Below are 22,220 nucleotides of genomic sequence, written 5' to 3'. Positions count from 1 at the left end.
CCCGGAGCATGCTGATTCAGATGAGTATCGGTTCGCATTCATAAGCAGCGGCGCGAATCAAGCTCAGCTTTCCGCGGCCGTCCGCCGCGCGGAGGCCTGCTCCGCCTTCCTCGCCGACCTGATCGGACGCGATCCCGCTGTGGTGAGCGATCTGTCGGCGGGTGCGGCAATCTCCATCTTCGACGCGGCCGAGCGAGATGTGCCGGTGCCGCGTCGCCTGCGTCTTGCACGTCGGCGGCTCTCGCTCTTGGTCGCGTTGGCCGACCTGTCGGGTGCCTGGGACCTGACGCAGGTCACCGCCGCGTTGGCCGATTTCGCCGACTTTGCGCTCGATCTGGCGATCCGGACCGCGATCGCCGAGCGGACGCCGGGGACGAAGCCGGGCGGCTTCGTCGCGATTGCGCTCGGCAAGCAGGGTAGCCGCGAGCTCAATTATTCTTCGGACATCGACCCGCTCCTGCTATTCGATCCCGAGACGCTGCCGCGCCGCCCGCGCGAGGAACCCGGCGAGGCGGCGGTCCGCATCGCCCGGCGCGTGGTCGACCTGCTGCAGACGCGAGACCGCGACGGATACGTGTTCCGCGTCGATCTACGCCTGCGACCGTCGCCCGAGATGACGCCGATCGCGATCCCGGTCGACGCCGCAATCGGTTATTACGAAAGCCTGGCGCTGCCCTGGGAGCGTGCGGCCTTCATCAAAGCGCGGGCGGCGGCGGGCGACCGGGGGCTGGGCGAGCGTTTCGTGCGGACGATCCAGCCCTTTATCTGGCGGCGCTCGCTCGATTATGGCGCGATCGGCGAGATCCGCGCGATTACCCGGCGCATCCGCGACCATCACGCGCGTGGTCAGGCGTTTGGTCCCGGATACGACCTGAAGCGAGGGCGGGGCGGCATCCGCGAGATCGAGTTCTTCGCGCAGATGCACCAGCTGATCCATGGCGGTCGCGAGCCAAACCTACGCGCGCCTGCGACCCGCGCCGCGCTCGCCGCGCTCGCGAAGGCGGGGCGAATCGATCCGGACGAGGCGGCGGATTTGTCGCACGCCTACACTCTGCTGCGCACGATCGAGCACCGCGTCCAAATGCTCGACGACCGGCAGACGCATGCCCTTCCGACGGGTGAGGCGCTGGACCGGGTCGCGCGCCTCCACGATCTCACCAACGGGCGTGCGCTGTTGGGGCTGATCGCTCCGCACGTCGACCGGGTGGGCGCAATCTACGACGCGGTCGAGGATCAGGCGCGGCCCGGCCTGCCGCGCGACCCGGCCGCGCTCGACCAGACGTTGCGGGGGATGGGTCACGTCGATCCGGGCGGACCTGCCGAGCGTATCGCCGGGTGGCGCGCCGCCCGCTACCCCGCGTTGCGAAGCCCGGCCGCGCAGGAGGCGCTGGAATATGTGTTGCCCGGACTGTTCGCGGCGCTCGCCCGCGCACCCGACCGCGATGCGGCGCTGCTGCGGCTCGATCGATTGCTGGAGCGGTTGCCGAGCGCGGTCAACCTGCTCCGTCTGCTGCAGGCCAGGCCGGCGCTCGTCGACCTGCTGATCGCAGTCCTGAGCCATGCCGCACCGCTCGCGGACGAGATAGCCCGGCGGCCCGCGCTGCTCGACGGACTGGTGGACGCCACCGCATTCGAGGCGGTCGGGTCGGTCGAGGCCGTGGCCCGGGGAATGGCGGGCGATCCGACCGGCGATTATCAGGTGCGGCTCGACCACATCCGCGCGGTCGTGGGCGAGATGCGGTTCGCGTTGGGGGCGCAGATCGTGGCGGGACGCGCCGATCCGCTGGAGGTCGGCGAAGGCTACGCCCGGATCGCCGAGGCGGCGATCACCACGCTGGCGGCGGGGACGGCCGGGGAGTTCGAGCGGGTGCACGGCCGGGTACCGGGCGGCGAGCTGGTCGTGCTCGCGCTCGGGCGGATGGGGGGCGGGCTGCTCACCCATGCGTCCGACCTCGACCTAGTCTATCTGTTCACCGGCGACTTCGGTGCCGAGTCGGACGGGGCCAGGCCGCTCGGCGCGACGCTGTATTTCAACCGGCTGGCGCAGCGGGTAACGGGCGCGCTGTCGGTCGCGACCGCGGCGGGGCCGCTCTATCCGGTGGATACCCGGTTGCGGCCGTCGGGGAACAAGGGGCCGCTCGCGGTTTCGGTCGACAGCTTCGCGCGATATCAGCGCGAGGAGGCGTGGACGTGGGAGCACATGGCGCTCACTCGCGCGCGCGTCGTGCACGGGTCGGAGCGCGCGCGCGTCCTTGTGGGAGCAGTAATCGCGGGCGTGCTGGCGGGCGGGCGTCCCGGTCGCGACATCCGTGCCGACGCGCGCGCGATGCGGGCCGAACTGCGCGCGCACAAACCCGCGAACGGGCCGCTCGACGCGAAGCTTTTGGAAGGCGGGCTCGTGGATCTGGAGTTCGCGGTGCACGTGGTGCAGCTGACCGAGCGGACCGGTTTCGAGCCGCATCTTGGCCGGGCGATCGCGATCCTGGCCCGGCGTGGATTGGTTCCAGCGGAAATGGTCGCGGCGCACGATCTACTCACGCGGCTGCTGGTAGCGGCGCGTCTTCTCGCGCCCGACGCGCGGGAGCCGGCCGAGAGCACCCGCGCCCTGATCGCGCGCGCGCTGCGGCAACCTGACTGGGCGACCGTGGTTGCCGAGTTCGAGCGTACCCGCCATGAGGTCGCGGCAATCTGGACCCGAGTAGGAGCAGGCGCATGAACAAGGGCGATCCGATACCGGCCGTGACCGTGGCCGACGCGGACGGGGCGGTACCGCTCCGCTCGCTCGTGGGCGGGTGGGCAGTCGTGTATTTCTATCCCAAGGACGATACGTCGGGCTGCACGCGCGAGGCGCAGGACTTTACCGCGCTCGCCCCCGAGTTCGAGGCGGCGGGCATCCAGCTCGTCGGCCTGTCCAAGGACGATGCCGCCACCCACGACAAGTTCGTGGCCAAATACGATCTGCGCGTGCGGCTGCTGAGCGATGAGGGCGGTGCGGCCTGCGAGGCGTTCGGCGTCTGGACCGAGAAGTCGATGTACGGCCGTAAATACATGGGCATCGAGCGCGCGACGTTCCTGTTCGACGCGCAAGGATTGCTGATCGAGGAATGGCGCAAGGTAAAGGTGCCGGGACATGCGCAAACCGTGCTGGCCGCCGCCAAGATGGGCGGCGATGCCGGTCCGGGACGACCGGTTCGGTGAGTCGAATGTGTTGCAGGGACCGGAACTTTCGCTCGACTCAACGGTTTGCCTCGTCCTGGCGCCGGTCCGCCCCGGTTCCGAACCGGCTCTATTGATGTCATTAACCGGTTTCGCCCACACACGAATCCGTACTGAGACGCGGTGGGGCTGCGTATCAGGACGGTGTTTTGGGGGTCGACAACCCGCTTAGGCGAGAAGTCAACAAGCGAAAGCTACCGAATTTTGATAAAGAAGCATGTCATTGGCCGCGTCGCGGCGACGGTTCTGCTCTCAACGATCGGTGCCGGCCAGGCGCTTGCCGCCGAGCCGGCGGATAAGGGATCCGTGATCGCGACAGCCCAGACCGGCGGTCCCCTGATCGCCGCAGCCAGTGTCGAGGCATCCTCGGTTCTCGGCACGGATCGCAATTTCCGCTCGCTGTTCACTGCCTGGAAGAAGCTGGACGGCGGCCAAAGTCCGAGCAGCATCGGCCAGATCGCCATTCCGTCGGTCCAGCCGGTCGCGCAGATGGATTATTCCAGTAATTTCGGCATTCGCTCCGACCCGTTCCGGGGCACGGCGGCAATGCATTCGGGCGTCGATATCCGCGGGCCGCTCGGCACGCCCATCTACGCCACCGCCGACGGGATCGTCGCCGGGTCGGATCGACGCGGCGGTTACGGCAACCTTATCGAGCTCGATCACGGCAAGGGCATCGCGACGCGCTACGGCCATCTGTCGCGGCTGCTCGTCACCGCAGGCGCGCGCGTCAAGCGCGGTCAGCTGATCGGGCTGATGGGCTCAACCGGCCGGTCGACCGGCAGCCACCTGCATTACGAGGTCCGCATGGACGGTCGCGCGGTCAATCCGGTGCCGTTCCTGACCAGCGCCAACCATCTGCTCGCCGCGCAGGACCGATCGGTCCATATCGTGCCGACCTCCGCGAACGTGCCGCCGTCACTCGATTGAGCGTGAACCCCGGCCCGCACGGGGCGGGACGGCTGTTGCCCCGGATAGCGCGCGCGCCTATCTTCCGAGCATGATTGCACTCTCCTCCGACATCTCGCTTTCGCCTTCCGCCGCCGAGCGCGTCGCGGCGATCGCGGCCAAGCAGGGGCACCCGGCGATCCTGCGGCTGTCGGTGGATGGCGGGGGTTGTTCGGGCTTTCAGTACCGCTTCGGTTTCGCGGACGCGGCGGATGACGACGACGCCATCGCCGAAACAGATGGCGTGCGGCTGGTAGTCGACTCCGTTAGCCTGGACCTCGTGCGCGGCGCGCAGGTAACATATGTCGAGTCGCTCGGTGGGGCGGCGTTCCGGGTCGAGAACCCCGTCGCCGCAAGCGGCTGCGGATGCGGGTCGAGTTTCTCGATCTGACGTGAAGATCGTCACCTACAACGTCAATGGCATCAAGGCGCGCCTGCCGCGCCTGATCGAGTATCTGACCGAGGAGCAGCCCGACGTGGTCTGCCTTCAGGAACTCAAGACGACCGACGAGACCTTTCCGGAATTCGAGATCCGCGCCGCCGGTTATGGCGGGCTGTGGCATGGGCAAAAAGGTTTCAACGGCGTCGCGGTGCTCGTGCGTGGAGCGGACCCGGTGCTACGCCGACGCGGCCTGGACGGCGAGCCGGAGGACGATCAGAGCCGCTATCTTGAGGTCGACATCGACGGGCTGGTCGTGGCGTCGATCTACCTACCCAACGGCAATCCCCGGCCCGGACCCAAGTTCGACTATAAACTGCGCTGGATGGAACGCCTGCTGGCGCATGCGCGAGGTATGCTGGCCGATGAAGTACCAGCCGTGCTTGCGGGCGATTACAACGTCATCGCCAACGACGACGACAGCTACTCGGTCGCGAATGTGGCGGAGGACGCGCTGATGCAGCCTGAGAGCCGTGCCGCTTACCGCCGGCTACTTGCGCAAGGTTGGACCGATTCGCTTAGGATCCGCGCGCCGAAGGGTGGGGTCTGGACGTTCTGGGACTATCAGGCGGGCGCGTGGCAGCGCGATGCGGGCTTTCGGATCGACCATCTGCTTCTCAGCCCGGCGGTCGCCGACCGGCTGGTGGCCGCGGGCGTCGACAAGGAGCATCGAGGGCGGGAAAAGGCGAGTGACCATGCCCCGACTTGGGTCCGCCTGCGCTGATCCATCAGCCGTGCGATCGTCAAAGGTCGCGCGCGTAGATCTGGTAGACCTTGTTGACGCGGCATTCGATCGCGTCCGCGATCGAGCGCATTCCCTGATTGTCGTCCAGTATCCAACCGATCTCCGCGCGGGATGCGTCATACCCCTCGACCGAGGCGCGCCGGATATATTCGATCATCATGAAAGCGAGTTGGCTCGCCAGCCGCGACGATTGCAACTCCTTGAGAACGCCCATCAACGGTACGCGAACGGTACGGACCCTGGGACGGCGTAGCCAACGCAGGAGCTTGGCCCAGCCGAACGGGAACAGCGAACCGCCTAGTGGTTTCAGCACCTCGTTCAAATCGGGAAGCGTGATCATGAACGCGACCGGCCGCCCGTCAAGTTCGGCAATGCGGATCAGGTTTTCATAGACGATCGGCTTCAGCTTAACCCCGACATCGGCGATCTCGGGCGCGGTCAGGGGTACGAAGCCCCAATTGTCCGACCAGGCATCGTTGAGGATCGAGAGGATCAGCGCCGCCTCTTCATCGAAGCGCGACTTGTCCACGGTACGGACGCGGATGCGCGGGTTCCGCTCGCCGGACCGGACGATGCGTTGAACCAACGGCGGAAAGGGACGGGTGATGTCGAGATCGTAGGTCAGGAGCCGTTTGACCGGATGATAGCCCGCTCCCTCGATCCACCCGCGATATTCGGGTTTGGCGTGGCCCATCATCACAGTGGGTGGGTGGTCGTATCCGTCCACCAGCAGCCCGGGCTCTTCCCACACCGACATGCTGATCGGCCCGAGCGCGCGGATCATGCCCCGGTCGCGCAGCCACCCCTCCGCAGAGACAATAAGGCGCGCTGCGACCGCGGCGTCCTCCGCCTCGAACAGACCCCATTGCCCGACGCCGGGACCGAAGCCCCGGTCGGGAGGCATCGTCAGCGCGAGCGTGTCGATGTGCGCGGAGATGCGGCCGACCACCACGTCGTCGCGCTCGGCCAGAAAGAGTTGCGCCTCCGCATGGCTGAACCACCCGTTCCTGGCGGGCGTAATGAGCGCCAGCGCCTCGCGCCGGAGCGGCGGGATCCAATGCGGATCGTCGCGGTACAGGCGGTGGGGCAGGTCGACGAAGCGCCGCCGGTCGGGCGCGGTCAGGACGGGGCGGATCGTGATGTCGTCGGTCATCCAGGGTCCCAAGCGGCGCGTCGTACGCGTCTGTAGCCACGTCCCCGGGCGGGGCAAGCACCGCCGCCGCCCCTGTAAACGCCACGAAGACGCCACTATGTCATGACAATGCAACGCGTCATGAGCAGCCTCCTATCGCTTCGGCCCGACGCCGTGTCGTCATTCGTCGCGGCCGCGCCGCGCGCGCGCGCCGAACGCGTCGCCGACGACAAGGCGATGCTGAAAGCCGCGGCCGAGCTGACGCGAGATCTGAACAAGCCCCGCCCGGCAATCTATTGGGGCGACCTCGTCGCGTCCGTGATGGTCGGTTACGGCGCACTTGCGGCCGCGATGCTGATCCGGCCGGTCGGCTGGGCGCTCGTGGCGGGCATGATCGCGGTGCTGGCGCTGTACCGCGCGGGCAGCTTCATCCACGAAATCAGCCATGTGAAGCTGGCCGCGCTGCCCGGTTTCCGAGGCGGATGGAACGCGCTGGTCGGCATTCCGTTGATGGTACCGTCCTTCATGTATGAGGGCGTCCACAATCTGCATCATGCCAAGACGCGTTATGGCACAGTCGAGGACCCCGAATATTTGCCGCTCGCGTTGATGAAGCCGTGGACGGTGCCGGTGTTCGTGCTCGTCGCCGCGCTGGCGCCAATCGGGCTGCTGATCCGCTACGCCGTGCTGACGCCGGTGTCATTCGCGGTGCCCGGCCTTCGCCGCTTCGTCGTCGAGCGCCTGTCGGCATTGGCGATCAATCCGCAATTCCGCCGCCGCGCGCCCGAGGGCGATGCCAAGGCGGAGTGGACCCGGGTGGAGCTGGCGACGAGCGCGTGGGCGATCACGATGCTGACCGCGGTCGCGACGGATACGGTGCCGCTGCGCGCGTTCCTGATCTTCTTGGGCGTTGTGTCGGCGGTGACGGTGATTAACCAGGTCCGCACGTTGGTCGCGCATCTATGGGAGAATGAGGGCGAGGCGATGTCGGTCACGGCGCAGTATCTCGACTCGGTGAATGTCCCACCGCCGACGCTGCTTCCCGCGCTCTGGGCGCCGGTGGGCTTGCGCTACCACGCGCTCCACCATTTGCTGCCAGGATTGCCGTACCACAATTTGGGCGAGGCACATCGGCGCATCTCGGCGGTGGTCGACACGCACTCGCCCTATCACAAGGCGAGCTACGACGGGCTGCCAGGCCTGCTCGGGCGATTGGTGCGGAGCACCCTCGCGTCACGCTAAGTCGTTATTCCTCCGTGCGGATCAGCACGGCCTCGCCGATCAGGAAGAACAGCAGGAACGGCGCCCAGGCGGCGAGGAATGGCGGGTACGCGCCCAGATTGCCCATTGCGAGCGCGAAGCTGTCGGCTACGAAATAGCCGAAGCCCAGCGCCATGCCGATGACGGCGCGGATGAACAGCTTACCCGACCGCGCGATCCCGAACGCCGCGACTGCGCCGAGCAGCGGCATCAGCACCGATGAAAGCGGTCCCGACAATTTGTGCCATAACGCGCTCTCCAGCGCCTGTGTCGGACGGCCGGCGTCGCTGAGATCGCGGATCGCGGACCGGAGCTGGCCGAAGGGTAGACCATCGGCATTGACCGTGGCGAGCGTGAACTGATCCGGCCGCACCCCACGCGCGACGACGACGTATCCCAGCTTGGTGACCGCGCCGGTCGCGACGTCGAACCGTTCGGCCGGACCGATCCGCCAGCCGTCGCCGGCGCGTACGCCGTCCGGTCCGCTGATCGTCGAACGGAGCGAGCCGCCCTCGCGGTCATAGATGACGACGCCTGCCAGCCTCGCCGCCTCGCCGCGCCCGGTGATACGCGTCACTTCGATCAGATCGTCGCCTTCGCGCACCCAGACGTTGGTGCGATCGCCGCGGTCGATCGGCAGCGCGCGGTATTCGACGCGCTTCCACGCCTCCAGCGTCGCGGTCGCGCGCGAAACCACGCGCTCGTTGAAGGCGAACGAGAACACCGCGACGCCCAAGCTCGCGATCAGCAGCGGGGCAAGTACCTGGTGCGCGGACAGCCCCGACGCCTTCAGCGCAACGATCTCGCTGTTCTGGTTCATCGTAATCAGCGTCAGGATGGTGCCGAGCAGCACGGAGAAGGGCAGCGCGAAGGCGGCGATCTGCGGCGCGCGGAGCGAGACGTAGCGCAGCACCTCCGTCTGACCGTTGCCGGGCACGCCCAGGATGTTACCCGTTTCGCTCAACAGATCGAGCGCCTGCAGGATCAGTACGAGCGTAAAGGTGATGCCAAGGGTGCGGACAAGAAACAGCCGTGCCATGTACCGGGCGACGACGGCCGATGGGAATATCCGGAGCAGGCTCATGTCGTCGCGACCTTCCGGCGACCGGGCAGTCGGCGGGCGATGGCCGCGCCGGTCTTGGCAAGCGCCCGTTCGAGTGCACCCAGCGGCTGGCCGCCGGGCACATAGGCGACGGTGTGGAACATCCAGATCACGAGCGTGGCGAACAGCGTGAACGGCACCCAGAGTGCCACGAGCGGATCGACGCGGCCGAGCTCGCCGAAGGACGCGGCATACTCGTTCACCTTGTGATAGGTGACGATCAGGACGACGGCCAAGAACACGCCCAGCGACGAGGTCGATCGTTTGGGCGGTACCCCGAGCGCCACCGCGAGCATCGGCAGAAGGAACATCGTCGCGACCTCGACGATGCGGAAATGGAACTCGGACCGCGACGAGGCGCGCTGCTTCTCCGAGCCGGCGGTCTGGCCGAGCCGGGCCAGTTCGGGCAGCGTGAATTCAAGATTGCGGCCGCCGCGCAGGCGAAACCGTTCTGAGCGGGGAAGCGGGATCGGCAGGTCGTGCGCGCTGAAGGTCAGGACGCGCGGCGTGCGGAACTTGGCGTTGCTCTGGACGAGGGTGCCGTCGGTGAGGCGGAAGATGATCGTGTTGGGGTCGTCGGTCGCCAGGAACTGCCCTTCGCGCGCGGTGACCGAGTAGCTCATGCCGCGCGGATTGTCGTAATGGACGAAGATGCCGCTGAGTTCGCGGCCCTTGTCGCGGCTCTGCTCGATGCGCAGCGTCATGCGGTCGCCGAAATGCGTGAACTCGCCGACCTTGATCGACGCGCCGAGCGCCCCGGTACGCAACTCGAAGCGCAGTCCCTCGTAATAATAGCGGGCGATCGGCTGGACGTATCCGACGATGGCGAGGTTCACCGCCGCCAGCACGACCGCATACATATAAGGCACGCGTAACAGCCGGCCGTAGCTCATGCCGACGCCGCGCAGCACGTCGAGCTCGGACGTGGTGGCGATCCGGCGAAAGGCCAGAAGCACGCCCAGCAGCAACCCGATCGGGATGCCGAGCCCCAGATATTCGGGCAGTAGGTTGGCGAGCATGCGCCACACCACGCTGACCGGCCCGCCTTGCGTCGCGACGAAGTCGAACAAGCGCAGCATCCGATCGAGGACCAGCAGCATCGCCGCGATCACGAGCGTGGAGAAGAGCGGCACCGCGATCAGCCGGACCATGTAGCGATCGATCGATTTCATGCAGGCTCGGCTGTGATGGAACGGCGGCGGTATAGGAGAGGGGCGGTGGGGGCGCCACGCCTAATATCCCGTCGCCTGAGCGCGCTACTCCGCCGCGATCTGCTCCGGATGCGTCAGGCGGTCGGCCATGGCGGCGGTGATCGCTCGCTCGATCGCCAGCAGGGTGAACGGCTTGCGGAGCACGTGATGTCCCCCGAACTCGTTCGCTCCGCCCGCGTCGCCGGCGTATCCCGTGACGTACAGCACAGCCAGCCCCGGATACCGCGCGGTCAGTCCGGCCACCATCTCCGGCCCGGTCTGGCGCGGCATCAACACGTCCGAGATGACGAGATCGATGCCGGGGTCGCCCTGGACGATGGACGGCGCGTGGAACGGGTCGTCGCAGGCGATGCCGACATGGCCGAGCTCCTCCAGCGCGCCCATCGTGGCGGCGAGCACGCGCGGGTCGTCCTCGACGACCAGCACCTTCAGCGGCGCGGGGGCTGTGGCGGCTTCGGACGTCTGCTCGACCGCCCCAGCGGCGACCTGCTCGCCGCGGTGGCGCGGGAGGTAGAGCGTCACGGTGGTTCCTCGACCCGGCGTGCTGTCGATACCGACCTCGCCGTCCTGTTGCCGTACGAAGCCGAAGATCTGGCTCAGGCCGAGGCCGGTTCCCTTGCCGACTGGCTTGGTGGTGAAGAACGGCTCGAATACGCGCTCGGCAACCTCCGGAGCCATGCCGCAGCCGCTGTCGGACACGGCGAACGTCACATACTCGCCGCCCGCGCACTGGCCGATCTGGGCCGGAGCCAGCGTGACCGCGCCCGTGACGATCGTCAGGTCCCCGCGGCCGTTCATCGCGTCGCGCGCGTTGACCGCCAGATTCAGAAGCGCGTTCTCCAGCTGCACGCGGTCGGCGTGGACGCGCCACCCCCCCGCTTCGTCGAGCACGCGGATCGTGACCGCGTCGCCCAGCGTCCGGTCGAGCAGGTCGGACATACCCGCGACGAGCGCCCTGGGCTCGACGGCTTCCGGCTTGAGCGCCTCCTCGCGCGAGAAGGCGAGCAGCTGGCGCGTCAGCGCGGCGGCACGAACCGCCCCTTCCGTCGCGCTGTCGAGATGGCGCGCGGCGGACTCCTTGCCCAGATTGCGGCGCGCAAGCTCGAGACCGCCGAGCACGACGGCGAGCATATTGTTGAAATCGTGCGCGATGCCGCCGGTCAGCTGGCCGACCGCGTCCATCTTCTGGACCTGACGGAGTTTGGCTTCCTGCACGCGAAGCTCGTCGGTAGCGACGCGGACGGCGGCGGCGAGCTCGTCCGCGCGCGCCTCCGCCGCGTCCGCCTCCCCGCGCGCCGTTATGCTGTCGCCAAGCGTGCGCACGGTGTACCAGCCAAGCAGGATGGCGCCGAGCACCAGCATCCCGCCGAATACCGCCAATCCGACCGCTGCGGTGGTGGATCGCTCTACAAGCCGCAAAGCCGCCGAACTCCGTCGGTCGAGGATCGCTCGCTCGCTGCGGATGATGCGAGCGAGCGACCGGTCGATGAGCGTGAGCGACGTGGCGTCACGCGATTTATAGTAAAGTGCCAGTGCCTGGGCGTTCTTTGCGTATCGCGTCGAGAGGGCGATCAGCGACAGCTCTTCGCCGCGTTCGTCGTAAGCGCGGCGCAAGGCGACGATGTGGCGCTGCTGGGCGGGATTGTTTGTGGTGAGCCGACCCAGATAGGTGATCTGCGTCGCCGCCGACCGCCACTGATCGAAATAAAGCTGCCCCAGCGACCGATCGCCCGAAGTCATGTAACGCCCGAGCGATGCCTCCGACCGGGCGATCGTGCCAGCCAGCGTGCGCGCCACGATCATGACGTCGTAGCTTCGGCCCTGCGCCACCAGCGCGCGGTCGCGCTCGCGGTTCGCGCCGCCCACCGTCACGATCAAGGCGGCGAGCGTGACCGCGCCGAGGATCGCCATCACGATCAGCGTGATCGTCCGCCACGGCGGACCGCCCCTCAGAGGCCCCATCTCCCCCGCCTCGCCCTCCATCGACACCCGCCTACTACAACGCGCGAACGGTTAAAAGCGCATGAAGGTCAGGCGATCACGCCCAGCTCGCGCCCGGTCCGCTCGAACAGCGCGAGGACCTTCGTCAGCTGCTCCACCCGGTGCTCCGCACTAAGAGAGCAGCGGAGCAGAAACGTGCCAGCCGGCGTCGCGGGCGGACGCGCCATGTTGACGTAGACGCCGTTCTCGAGGAGCGCCTGCCACATCGCGATCGCCTGGACCTGATCCTCCAGGATCACCGCGATGATGGCCGACTCGGGGCTCGACGTGCCGAGATCGAAGCCGAGCGCAGTAAGCCCGTCATGCATCCGGCGCGTGTTCACCCACAACCGTCGGCGCTTGTCGTGCGCCGTCATCAGCTTGCGGATCGAGGTCGCCGCGGTCGCGACGACCGAGGGCGGTAGGGAGGCCGTGAAGATGTAAGGGCGGCAGGCGAATCGCATCACCTCGAACTTGGGATGATCCGAAACACAGAAGCCGCCGACGGTGCCGACGGATTTGGAGAAAGTGCCGATCACGAAGTCAACGTCGCGGCCCAGCGCAAGCCCCTGGTCCTCATACACGCCGCGGCCGCTCTGACCGAAGAACCCCATGGAATGTGCCTCGTCGACGAGCACCATCGCCCCGTGCCTGCGCGCGACCGCCACCATCTCGGCGAGCGGCGCGATGTCGCCGAGCATCGAGTAAACACCCTCGAGCACGACGAGCTTGCCCGGTTCCTTCGGTAGGCGGCCGAGGCGCTTGTCGAGATCGTCGACCGAGTTATGTCGGAACCGCACGACCTCCGCGTTGCCGAGCGCGCAGCCGTCATAGATCGACGCGTGGCTGTCGGCGTCGAGGATGATGTATTCGCCCTTGCCGGCGATCGTCGAGATGACCCCGAGATTGGCCTGATAGCCCGTGGAGAACACCATCGCGTGGCGTGCGCCGTAAAACTCCTTGAGCGCGTCCTCCGCGTCCACATGGTCGCGGAAGGTGCCGTTCAGCATGCGGCTGCCGTTGGTGCCCGATCCGTATTCGTCCAGCGCCCGTTTCCCCGCCGCGAGCACGTCGGCGTCGAACGTCATGCCCATGTAATTATAGGTGCCGAGCAGGATCGTCTCGCGGCCGCCGATCACCGCCTCGGTAGGGGAGCGGACCTCGTCCATGACGATCGCGAACGGATCGCGGACGCCCGACGTCAGCAGCGCCTCGCGCTCGGCGATCAGCGGATCGAACTTGGAGAACAGGTCGCGTTCAGGCGCGACCGCGGGCGGATCAAGATCGAGCGTCTCCGCCTGGAACCCCGTCTCGCTCATATCCGGAGCTTCCCGACCGCGTCCACCAGCTGGCCGACCGTTTCGATCTCCGCCTGCATGTTCATGGTGATGACGATATCGAACTCGTCCTCGACCGCGGCCACGAAGTCCATGACCGTCAGGCTGTCCCACTCAAGATCGCCTTGGAAGGTCGTCGCCTCCGCGATCGCGACGCCCTTTTTGTTGAAGGGCTCGATCTGCGCGGTGACGGTAGTTAGAACCTGCTGACGGTCGATCATGCTATCGGCCCATGGTCGGGGAATGCGGCGGGAGTGGGACCGACTATATCAGCCCACTGTCCCGGTACCAACGCGCGGTGTCGGCCAGTCCGCGGTCGAGGACGATCCGCGGCATCCACAGCTCCGGCGGTGGGCGCTTGGCCGGGTCGGCGGTCCAGTCCGGGTGTGCCAGATAGGCGGCGCGGTCGGGCGTGAGCTTGGCCCCGTCTCCCCGCAGCCGACGATCGATCCGCGCGCCGACCCGGAGCAGCGCGGCGGGCAAGGGCAGGGGCAGCACGCGCCGCCCGACCGCGCGGCCGATCGCCTGCGCGAACTCGACATGCGTGTAGGTTCGGCCGTCGTCCGCTTCGTACGAAGCACGCGGGCCGCCGCGCTCGGCGAGCGTCACCAGCAGCCGCGCGAGGTCGTCGACCGCGATCGCCGACATCCGCCCCGGCGGCGGCAGCAACGCGAGCCCGAGCTTGGCGATGCGGAACACATCGCGCATGTCCAGGTCGCCGGGCCCGTAGACGGCGGGCGGACGCACGATCGTCCAAGCGAGCGATGAAGCTTCGACCACCCGTTCGGCCTCCGCCTTGGACCAGCCATAGTCGGAGAGCCCCGGCTCGCGCGCCGCCAGCGACGAGACGTGGACGAAGCGGGCGACTCCCGCCCGGGTCGCCGCGTCTACGATCGCCCGCGTACCGTCGACGTTGCCGAACGCGAAGCCCGCCCGATCGGGCGCGTTCACGATACCCGCGACATGGAGGATAGCCTGCGCTCCGGCGACGAGTGGATCCAGCCGATCGGCTTGGTCCAGCGCCCCGTCGATCCACGTCACGCCGGTCCGAGCGGGTTGCGCCCGACGCGTCAGCGCGCGCACCGAGTGGCCGCGTTTGACCAGCAGGTCGAGCGTTCGCCGCCCGACGAAGCCGGTAGCGCCCGTCAGGGCGATCAGCACCGATGTGCGCCCGCGTTCATGACGAGCGGCTCTAGCGCGTGCGAGCCGGCCCGCCAATCACGCCCGCCCGACCTTCAGTCGCGGGTGAAGATCTCCTCGTGCGTCAGCTCGACGCCGAGCGAAGGCAGGGCGAGGACCGCCGGTTCCTGGTGAATGAGTTCGCTCCAGCCATTCGGGCCGGTGCGCTGGACGACCCGCAGCCGCTCGGTCGCGATATCGACGAACACGATCGTGTCGACGCTCGCCAGCTCCTTGTACTCTTCCAGCTTGACGCGCAGGTCGGTGCGCGCGGTGCCGGCGGACAGCACCTCAAAAATCACGCGTGGATCGTCGAACGCTTTCAGATCGTCGTTCGCCGGGCCGTTGCGGCCGCAATAGATGGTCACGTCCGGATATCGGATCGAATAATCCCGGGTACGCGTCGCCATGTCGGAAATATATGAGCGGCAGTCCGTGCCGCGAAGCTTAGATCGAAGCGCGGCGGCGACGTTCAGCTGAACGTCAGCATGCCTCGCCGTACCGCCCGCCATCATGCGTATGACGCCGTTATCCAGCTCTGCCCTGCGATCGCCAAAGTCGATTTGGAGGAACTCGGCCGCCGTCAGCAGAGGATAGTCGGGTTGCGTCGCCATAGCTTGACCATAACAGATCGGACATGTGGCTCAAAGCCAGCTCGCCGCCTCGCTCACACCGGAGACCACTCGATCGCGTCCGCGTCCGCATCGTCGGCGCCGACCATCACCGCCATCGGCCCAATTGCCTCCAGCAGACGGTCGAGCGCCCAATCAAGGCCGGTGCCCGCCGCGGCCGAAATGGGGATCACCTCCGCCCCGCTCGCATCCTGCAGTTCGCGGACGAGCGCCTCGATCAGCTCGTCGTCGAGCGTGTCGATCTTGTTCAGCGCCAGCACCTGCGGCTTGTCGGCCAGCCCCGCGCCGTAGGCGGCCAGCTCGTCGCGAACGATACGGTAGCTCGTTGCGACGTCGGCGTCCTGCGCATCGACAAGGTGAAGCAGTACGCGGCAGCGTTCGATATGGCCGAGAAAGCGGTCGCCTATGCCCGCGCCCTCGGCCGCACCCTCGATCAGGCCGGGGATGTCGGCCACGACGAACTCCTGCGCCTTGTGGCGGACCACGCCGAGCTGCGGGCGGGTGGTGGTGAAGGCGTAGGCGCCGACCTTGGCCTGCGCGTTCGTGACCGCGTTGATGAAGGTTGATTTGCCCGCATTGGGCAGCCCGACCAAGCCCGCGTCGGCGAGCAGCTTGAGCCGGAGCCACAGCCAAGCCTCCTCGCTCGGCCAGCCCGATCCGTGCTGGCGCGGCGCGCGGTTGGTCGACGTCTTGTAGCTGGCGTTGCCGCGCCCGCCATCGCCGCCGCGCAGCAGCACCTCGCGCTGGCCGACCTCGGTGAAGTCGAGCAGTACCTCGTCCTTGTCCTCGTTCAGCACCTGCGTGCCCAGCGGTACGCGGATCACGAGGTCGTCGCCGCCTCCGCCCGTGCGGTTCGACCCCGATCCTCCGGAGCCCCGGGGCGCGCGGAAATGCTGGGTGTAGCGGAAGTCGATCAGCGTGTTCAGGCCCGCTACCGCTTCGAACACGATGTCGCCGCCTTTGCCGCCGTTGCCGCCGTCAGGGCCGCCATATTCGATGTACTTCTCACGGCGGAAGCTGACGGCGCCGGGGCCGCCGCCGCCGGAGCTTACGTAGATTTTGGCTTGATCTAAGAAGTGCATGGCGAGCGCGCCTACCGCTTTGGTGCGGCTAAAGCGAGGCTTGGGCGCTTGCCCGGCCGGCCTCGCCTAAAGCGAGGACCGACGACGCAGCTTTTCCGCGACGCACTTAGTATACGTTGGTAATAACCTACTTACCCGGCCCCAAGTGCCCCGACGGCGATGTCGCGCGCCGCGTCGCGACGGAGCCCGAGCGCGCGCGCCATTGGTGCGCCAAGCAGCGCGTCGCCGAGCGCGAGCAGCACGAGCTGTAGCGTATCCTCATGGATCGGCCGGTCGGCCTGCGCATGCTCATCGGCAGCGAGCTCATCGACCAGGTCATGGACCGCGGTCAGGATGGGATCGAGTGCGTCCTCGTTCCCCGACAGGATCATCCAGCTCGCCAGCGCGCCTGCGCCGCCGCGCCCGAACGCGTCGAACGTCAGGTCGACCACCTCGCGCGGACCACGGTCCTCCGCGCGGCTGCGGAGCACGGCGTCGCGGATGGTGGCGGTAATCGATGTCGCCATGCGCGCGATCAACGCCGTTTGCAGTCCCTCGGCCGAGCCGAAATGGTGCAGCAAGGTCGCGTGCGTCCGCCCGATTCGCGCCGCCACCGCCTTCAGCGTCACCGCCTGCGGCCCGTCCTCGACGAGCAGCGCGCGCGCCGCGTCGAGCGCGGCGTCGCGCGACTCCTCGGGCGAGTTGCGGCGGCGTATCGGGAGGGCTGCTGTGGGCATCACCACGGCCGTTCGGCGTTTTGCGCGGGGAACGCAATCGGCGTCCGCTCCCAGCTATGCAGCGAGAGGCAGTGGTCCGACCCGTACGTCGTCGAGGTCGAGCTCGAACAACTCGCAAGGCGCCGCATGGCCACGTCCGCGACTATGGCGCAGGACCACACGGCCCGTCGAGCGAAAGCCGAGCTTGTGGAGCACCCGTGCGGACGCTGGGTTATCCATGAAGTGACCCGCTTGGAGTCGACCGAGCCGAAGCGCGTGGCGCGCGATCGCCACCACGGCGCGGCCCGCCTCGGTAGCGTAGCCAAAACCCCAGGCTTGCGGCGCGATCCAATATACCAAATCCGGGCCATCCCGCTCGGTCAGATCGATCGTCATCCCACCGACAAGCCTTGAGGCGGGACCGGTCCGATCAAAGATCAGAAAGCGGGGCTCGTGCGGCGCTTGCGCCTTGGCCAGCACCGCCTCGGCGTCCGTCGTTCCGTACGGCCAAGGGGCGCGGGCCAGGTTGCGCACCACCGCCTCATGTCCGATCGCACGCGCCAGTTCGGCTGCATCCTCCGGCCAGCCGGGGCGCAGCGTCAGGCGGGGTGTCAGGGCGAACATGATCGGCTCTCCTCCGTGCACGAAGTCGCTTGCACGTCGGCGTGACGCGCCCGCGACAACAAAGGTGAAGGGAGCAGTAAAAAAGGGAGCCGGTGCGACCCGACTCCCTTCTTGGATGTCCGGTTCCGTCGCCGAAACCCGGGTCGCCCTGGTGGACGACCCCTAACGGACGTCCGCTACTCGGCCGCCTGCGCGGTAAGCTGGACCGAACAGAATTTACGACCGAGCTTGCCTTCCGCGAACGCGACGCGACCGTCGACGAGCGCGAACAAGGTGTGGTCCTTACCCATGCCGACATTCGCGCCCGGGTAGAACTTGGTGCCGCGCTGGCGCACGATGATATTGCCCGCGACGCACTCCTGCCCGCCGAACTTCTTCACGCCGAGCCGGCGGCCCGCGGAGTCACGACCGTTGCGCGACGAACCGCCTGCTTTCTTATGTGCCATTCTTCGCTTCCTTACGCCTGAGCGGGCTCGGCGGTGTCCGCCGACCGCTGCTCGCCGCCGCCATGACCGCCAATGCCCACGATCCGCAGGATCGTGTGGCGCTGGCGGTGACCGTTGCGACGGCGGTAGTTATGCCGGCGACGCTTCTTGAACACGATGACCTTCTCGCCCTTGGCCTGCGCGATGATCTCGGCGGCGACGGTCAGGCCATCGGTCGAGCGGAGCTCCGAACCATCGCCTGCGAGCAGGACATCGCCCAGTTCGATCGAAGATCCGGCTTCGCCGTCGATCTTGTCGACGACGATCTTATCTCCGGCGGCGACGCGGTACTGCTTGCCGCCCGTGCGCACGATCGCGAACATGGCCCTGGTGTCTTTCTCAAAATCGAACATCCCAGGCGCGCTGATGCTCGCCGGGAAAGATGCGCCGACTAGTCACGAGCCGGTCGCGTGTCAACCGCGAGACGGTCGCTCAGGCCCTAGTGGCGGTGCTCGCGCTTCAAAGCGTAGCGCCCGTCCTGATAGTCGCGGAACAGCCCGGAAATCGCCGGATGGTCGACCGGCTCGTCGCTGTCGTCCACGAGCAGGTTCTGCTGGCTGACATAGGCGACGTAGCTCGACTCGGCGTTCTCGGCGAGCAGGTGATAGAAGGGCTGATCCTTGGACGGCCGGATCGCCGCGGGGATCGCATCGTACCACTCGTCCGAATTGGCGAAGACGGGGTCGACATCGAAGATGACGCCACGAAAGTCGAACACGCGGTGACGCACGACATCGCCGATCGAGAAGCTCGCATGCGCGATCGGCGGCGCGGAGATGGCGGCCCGGGCGGCCGGGTCGGGCAGGTCGGTGAATTGCATGAAGGGCAATCTAATGACTGCTGGCCCGGACACAAGCGCAGGTCTTGCCTGCCAGCGGGCGACCCGTTAAGTGCTCGCGGCGACCGACCGGTCCGCTCGCCGAGCGGATCCCGAGCCTCTGCGGAGAGGTGCCAGAGTGGTCGATCGGGACGGTCTCGAAAACCGTTGTGCCCTTGCGGGTACCGTGGGTTCGAATCCCACCCTCTCCGCCAACCTTGCCCTGTATGGGCCTTCCAAAATCGCCAGAAAACGGCTAAAAAGCTGGAGTTTTGGTGGTCATTTCATCCGCGCTTGTCCGCCGCAATCCGCGTCTGTCCCCCGTTGTTGGTGGGACAAATTGGGGGTTCGTGGTTGGGAGGACGTATGGGGAGCCTGACGGTAGCTCGGATCAAAGCGCTTACGGAGCCGGGGCGCTACGTTGACGGCGATGGCTTGATGCTCCGGGTTGCGACCGGCGGATCAAAGCAGTGGATACTCAGAGTGCGTATCGCTGGGGAACGCCGAAACATGGGTCTTGGCTCGCTCAAGGTACTCACCCTAGCCGAAGCCCGCGCCAAGGCGGTGGAGCTGCGCCGCGAAATCGCGCGTGGCGTCGATCCGATCGCGGAAAAGAAGAAGGTAGTCGATCCCGTTCCGACGTTCCGCGATGCGGCTACCCGCGTCCATGCCGACCACAAGGCGGCGTGGAAGAACGGCAAGCACCAGGCGCAGTGGCTCAGCACGCTAGAGAACTACGTCTTCCCCATGCTCGGCGACCGACCGGTGGATAAGATCGAAGGCCCGATCATCCGCGATGTCCTCGCGCCCATCTGGCTTAGCAAGCCGGAGACGGCCCGGCGCGTCCGCCAGCGCATCGGCGCGGTGCTCGATTGGAGCTACGTTAACGGCTATCGGAAAAGCGAAGCGCCGATGCGCTCGTTGTCCAAGGGCCTGCCGCGCCAGCCGCGCAAGGACGGCCATTTCGCGGCCATGCCGTATGCCGTTGTCCCCGCGTTCATCGCGCGCTTGCGGGAACGCGTGTCGGTCGGCCGGCTCGCCCTAGAAGCGTTGATCCTGACGGCCGCCCGCTCGGGAGAAATACGCGGGGTGACTTGGGCCGAAGTCGATCTAGAAGGTGGGATGTGGTCGGTCCCTGCCGAGCGTATGAAGATGGGCCGCGTCCACCACGTCCCGCTCGCGCCGGGGGCAATCGAGGCATTTCGTCGCGCCGAACCGCTGCGCGTACCCTGCACTAATCTCGTCTATCCCGGGCAAAGCCTAAAGAAGCCGATCTCCGACATGACGCTGCTCAAGGTCATGCGGGATTTCGAGCTGCCCTACACCGTCCACGGCTTCCGCTCGGCGTTCCGAGACTGGGTGGCGGAGGAGACAAGCTACCCCAGCGAGGTCGCCGAAGCGGCACTCGCGCACGCCATCCCGAACAAGGTCGAGGCAGCTTATCGCCGCACCGACTTCCTGGAGAAACGGCGTGCGCTGATGCGCGACTGGGCGGCGTTCTGCTTGGGCGTGGTGGATCAGCCCTCAGGCTGATCCACGCTCCGCCAGCCGCCGTAGGCTCGTCATGGTGACCAGCGTCGCGGTGCCGACCTTCACGACGTCCAGCTCGCCCGCTCGGATCAGCTCGTAGAGCTTTGACCGACCGATGCCGGTGAGCTTCACCGCGACGGGGATGCGGACAGTCAGCGGGTCCATGCGGGCCACCTCCGCCGCGCACTCATGCGTCAATGCGTTGGGCCTAGCCATGCGTGCGGCCCTCCTCGGCGAGGCGGTCGCGCCAGACCTGGATCAACTTTGACCGCAGATCGGGCTCGCGCTGGGCGTAAACACCGTCCAACAATATCGCGAGGTAGAGTATTTGGTCGAACGCTTCCTGCTTCCGCTGCTCACGGCGAGGATACGCTTCCAGTTCACGCTCGATCATCGAGCGCACCAGCGCGCTGACGCTCAACCCGCGCTGCTCGGCGAGCGCTTTGACTCCCGCGTGCTCGGTTGGCGTCACGCGGAAACTGAACAAAATATCAAACGACATTACGCATCTCCAATTTGACGGAGGAGCGTGGTCGCGCTGCGAAAGGCAGAACATAACTAGTACAAAGATGCAGGTCCGACAAGTCATTTTGCGCAGTCCGTAGATCAGAAAATTACGCGCAAAAAAACTACTTAGGCGTGTCGGACGACGTGCGACAAAGCTGCACTAACCGTAAGTCAGGGTAGACGAACAAAACCAAAGACTTAGCTGCGGCATCGCCGCGTAAGGTGTGCATATACCTCTCCGTCATGAGTCGATCTGAGCGATCTGATTCGCCTCTATGCAATGTGAATAGAACGTCGGATCCGGCAGGATTGGAAGTGGCGTTCCGCCATCATAAAACGGAGCTCGGGGAGGGAGCGAACTGTCCTTCAAACTAAATGCTCGCTAAGCGGCTATTGGCCGAGATCATATAACTTGCGAGCATAGCGACGCTACGCCCGGTATGTCGCTGTCCAGCTTCTTCCGGCTTTTGGAAGGATGCCGGGGGTGACAATCGATCGCCTCCAAGCCAAATCGCTTCACATCGATGACTGCGTCGTCAATCGCTATCGTGAAGTGGTTGCTGCGCCTTGTGACCGTCACGTCACCATAGTGCATCTGGCGGTGGTGATTTGCGCACAGGATCAGGATGTTCCCTGCGGACAATGGGCAATTGTGTACTTAACTACGCAGGTGAAACGTGCTACAGGATTCGGGACAGGCCGGCGTTCAGATTGAGATCAGTCCCGCGATGATTGAGGCGGGGGCTTTGGCTGTCGCGGAAGTAGGCGAGGCTTCTGCAAGTTATCTGGCAGAAGTGGTTTTTGAAGCAATGATGGTTGCTGCATCGGGGGATGCACAATCCCTTGCTCATCGATCGTGACCAGTGCGCTCGCGTACTCGTGCAACGTCTGACAGTGTTGGATCAGACGCTCTACGTCACCAATGCGAATGAAGGTCTGGTGCAGGGCGAACCTTCCTTTCGCTGTCGCTTGGTGAAGGTATGCGCGCGCTTCGCTGTTCTCAGGCCACATAAGAAGCGAGCTGTGCGCATAATAATTGCGATATGCGCGCAACCGATCAAAATACTCTGCGGCATGAATAAGGTGCGGGCGAATGATGTCCGTCGAAAAGTCTGCCGCGATGGTTCGGATGATGTCCGTAAGCGCCACGTTTCCCATGTGGGCAGTTAGCGCTTGCATCTTATCGCCACGCCCGAGCTGCCAAGACAGAAGGCCGTGCATCCAGCTTTCGACTGAGTTCCACGCTGTGAGTCGGCCTGCAATGTTGACCCCGTTCGGGGCGGATAGGCGTCCAACTTT

General features: G+C 66.4%; 24 protein-coding genes and 1 tRNA gene. 8 read left to right on the top strand and 17 right to left on the bottom strand.

Annotation, left to right across the window (positions count from 1 at the left end; translation table 11 throughout):
* Window positions 1–40 precede the first annotated feature (40 nt).
* The 5 genes from ACFE7F_RS05870 to xth all read left to right on the top strand — a co-directional run bounded on the left by ACFE7F_RS05870 (window position 41) and on the right by xth (window position 5,327).
* Window positions 41–2,716 carry a bifunctional [glutamine synthetase] adenylyltransferase/[glutamine synthetase]-adenylyl-L-tyrosine phosphorylase gene (locus ACFE7F_RS05870; protein ID WP_375402960.1) on the top strand — a complete coding sequence of 892 codons (2,676 nt, stop codon included), beginning with the start codon at window positions 41–43 and terminating at the stop codon, window positions 2,714–2,716.
* Complete coding sequence (locus ACFE7F_RS05865; RefSeq protein WP_375402913.1) at window positions 2,713–3,198, top strand: peroxiredoxin; 486 nt, start codon at window positions 2,713–2,715, stop codon at window positions 3,196–3,198. The genes ACFE7F_RS05870 and ACFE7F_RS05865 overlap by 4 nt, the downstream gene beginning before the upstream one ends.
* Before the next feature lie 222 nt (window positions 3,199–3,420).
* Entirely contained in the window at window positions 3,421–4,146 is a 726-nt protein-coding gene (locus ACFE7F_RS05860; protein ID WP_375402912.1) for a M23 family metallopeptidase, read from the top strand.
* A gap of 70 nt (window positions 4,147–4,216) precedes the next feature.
* Entirely contained in the window at window positions 4,217–4,555 is a 339-nt protein-coding gene (gene erpA, locus ACFE7F_RS05855) for an iron-sulfur cluster insertion protein ErpA (protein WP_375402911.1), read from the top strand.
* A 1-nt stretch (window position 4,556) separates the two neighbouring features.
* A complete protein-coding gene (xth, locus tag ACFE7F_RS05850) occupies window positions 4,557–5,327 on the top strand; it encodes an exodeoxyribonuclease III (RefSeq protein WP_375402910.1) in 771 nt (256 codons plus the stop codon).
* Window positions 5,328–5,346: 19 nt separating this feature from the next.
* On the opposite strand, the gene ACFE7F_RS05845 is transcribed toward xth, so the two are convergent.
* Window positions 5,347–6,501: an N-acetyltransferase gene (locus ACFE7F_RS05845; protein WP_375402909.1), complete on the bottom strand. Its 1,155-nt coding sequence runs from the start codon at window positions 6,499–6,501 to the stop codon at window positions 5,347–5,349.
* Between the two features lie 120 nt (window positions 6,502–6,621).
* Here ACFE7F_RS05845 and ACFE7F_RS05840 point away from each other — a divergent pair, with 120 nt between their 5' ends.
* Window positions 6,622–7,722 (top strand): fatty acid desaturase family protein, encoded by a 1,101-nt coding sequence (locus ACFE7F_RS05840; RefSeq protein WP_375402908.1) that lies wholly within the window; start codon window positions 6,622–6,624, stop codon window positions 7,720–7,722.
* A 4-nt stretch (window positions 7,723–7,726) separates the two neighbouring features.
* On the opposite strand, the gene lptG is transcribed toward ACFE7F_RS05840, so the two are convergent.
* The 13 genes from lptG to hspQ form a co-directional block, all read right to left on the bottom strand.
* Complete coding sequence (gene lptG / locus ACFE7F_RS05835) at window positions 7,727–8,824, bottom strand: LPS export ABC transporter permease LptG (protein ID WP_375402907.1); 1,098 nt, start codon at window positions 8,822–8,824, stop codon at window positions 7,727–7,729.
* Window positions 8,821–10,014: an LPS export ABC transporter permease LptF gene (lptF, locus tag ACFE7F_RS05830; protein WP_375402906.1), complete on the bottom strand. Its 1,194-nt coding sequence runs from the start codon at window positions 10,012–10,014 to the stop codon at window positions 8,821–8,823. Before lptF ends, lptG begins: the two co-directional genes overlap by 4 nt.
* Before the next feature lie 84 nt (window positions 10,015–10,098).
* On the bottom strand, window positions 10,099–12,015 hold the full coding sequence (locus ACFE7F_RS05825) for an ATP-binding protein (protein ID WP_375402905.1): 1,917 nt from the start codon (window positions 12,013–12,015) through the stop codon (window positions 10,099–10,101).
* Between the two features lie 68 nt (window positions 12,016–12,083).
* Window positions 12,084–13,352, bottom strand: a complete 1,269-nt coding sequence (locus ACFE7F_RS05820) for an aminotransferase class I/II-fold pyridoxal phosphate-dependent enzyme (protein WP_375402904.1) — start codon at window positions 13,350–13,352, stop codon at window positions 12,084–12,086.
* Entirely contained in the window at window positions 13,349–13,591 is a 243-nt protein-coding gene (locus ACFE7F_RS05815; RefSeq protein ID WP_375402903.1) for an acyl carrier protein, read from the bottom strand. Before ACFE7F_RS05815 ends, ACFE7F_RS05820 begins: the two co-directional genes overlap by 4 nt.
* 43 nt (window positions 13,592–13,634) lie before the next feature.
* Window positions 13,635–14,531, bottom strand: a complete 897-nt coding sequence (locus ACFE7F_RS05810) for an NAD-dependent epimerase/dehydratase family protein (RefSeq protein WP_375402902.1) — start codon at window positions 14,529–14,531, stop codon at window positions 13,635–13,637.
* 74 nt (window positions 14,532–14,605) lie between these two features.
* A complete protein-coding gene (locus ACFE7F_RS05805; RefSeq protein WP_375402901.1) occupies window positions 14,606–15,163 on the bottom strand; it encodes a Uma2 family endonuclease in 558 nt (185 codons plus the stop codon).
* Between the two features lie 53 nt (window positions 15,164–15,216).
* The gene (gene obgE / locus ACFE7F_RS05800; protein WP_375402900.1) at window positions 15,217–16,263 is read right to left on the bottom strand and encodes a GTPase ObgE; all 1,047 of its coding nucleotides are present in this window, start codon (window positions 16,261–16,263) and stop codon (window positions 15,217–15,219) included.
* A 131-nt stretch (window positions 16,264–16,394) separates the two neighbouring features.
* Complete coding sequence (locus ACFE7F_RS05795; RefSeq protein ID WP_375402899.1) at window positions 16,395–16,979, bottom strand: TetR/AcrR family transcriptional regulator; 585 nt, start codon at window positions 16,977–16,979, stop codon at window positions 16,395–16,397.
* Window positions 16,980–17,033: 54 nt separating this feature from the next.
* Complete coding sequence (locus ACFE7F_RS05790) at window positions 17,034–17,582, bottom strand: GNAT family N-acetyltransferase (RefSeq protein WP_375402898.1); 549 nt, start codon at window positions 17,580–17,582, stop codon at window positions 17,034–17,036.
* A gap of 176 nt (window positions 17,583–17,758) precedes the next feature.
* Window positions 17,759–18,028: a 50S ribosomal protein L27 gene (gene rpmA / locus ACFE7F_RS05785; RefSeq protein WP_375402897.1), complete on the bottom strand. Its 270-nt coding sequence runs from the start codon at window positions 18,026–18,028 to the stop codon at window positions 17,759–17,761.
* A gap of 11 nt (window positions 18,029–18,039) precedes the next feature.
* Window positions 18,040–18,390: a 50S ribosomal protein L21 gene (rplU, locus tag ACFE7F_RS05780; protein ID WP_375402896.1), complete on the bottom strand. Its 351-nt coding sequence runs from the start codon at window positions 18,388–18,390 to the stop codon at window positions 18,040–18,042.
* Between the two features lie 116 nt (window positions 18,391–18,506).
* On the bottom strand, window positions 18,507–18,887 hold the full coding sequence (gene hspQ, locus ACFE7F_RS05775) for a heat shock protein HspQ (RefSeq protein WP_375402895.1): 381 nt from the start codon (window positions 18,885–18,887) through the stop codon (window positions 18,507–18,509).
* Window positions 18,888–19,009: 122 nt separating this feature from the next.
* On the opposite strand from hspQ, the gene ACFE7F_RS05770 reads away from it, so the two are divergent.
* Window positions 19,010–19,099, top strand: a tRNA-Ser gene (locus ACFE7F_RS05770).
* A gap of 151 nt (window positions 19,100–19,250) precedes the next feature.
* Window positions 19,251–20,417, top strand: coding sequence for a tyrosine-type recombinase/integrase (locus ACFE7F_RS05765; RefSeq protein ID WP_375402894.1), 1,167 nt, complete (start codon window positions 19,251–19,253; stop codon window positions 20,415–20,417).
* Here ACFE7F_RS05765 and ACFE7F_RS05760 read toward each other — a convergent pair.
* From ACFE7F_RS05760 to ACFE7F_RS05750, 3 genes are all read right to left on the bottom strand, one after another.
* Complete coding sequence (locus ACFE7F_RS05760; RefSeq protein WP_375402893.1) at window positions 20,409–20,630, bottom strand: helix-turn-helix domain-containing protein; 222 nt, start codon at window positions 20,628–20,630, stop codon at window positions 20,409–20,411. The genes ACFE7F_RS05765 and ACFE7F_RS05760 overlap by 9 nt on opposite strands.
* On the bottom strand, window positions 20,623–20,916 hold the full coding sequence (locus tag ACFE7F_RS05755; RefSeq protein ID WP_375402892.1) for a hypothetical protein: 294 nt from the start codon (window positions 20,914–20,916) through the stop codon (window positions 20,623–20,625). Before ACFE7F_RS05755 ends, ACFE7F_RS05760 begins: the two co-directional genes overlap by 8 nt.
* 722 nt (window positions 20,917–21,638) lie before the next feature.
* The coding region (locus ACFE7F_RS05750) for a hypothetical protein (RefSeq protein WP_375402891.1) at window positions 21,639–22,220 on the bottom strand (582 nt) is incomplete at its 5' end.

Origin of the sequence: uncultured Sphingomonas sp., from assembly GCF_964235535.1 — a bacterium.
Taxonomy (GTDB): domain Bacteria; phylum Pseudomonadota; class Alphaproteobacteria; order Sphingomonadales; family Sphingomonadaceae; genus Sphingomonas.
Note: the sequence above shows the minus strand (reverse complement) of the source record. Positions and strands in the feature narration are given on the sequence as shown.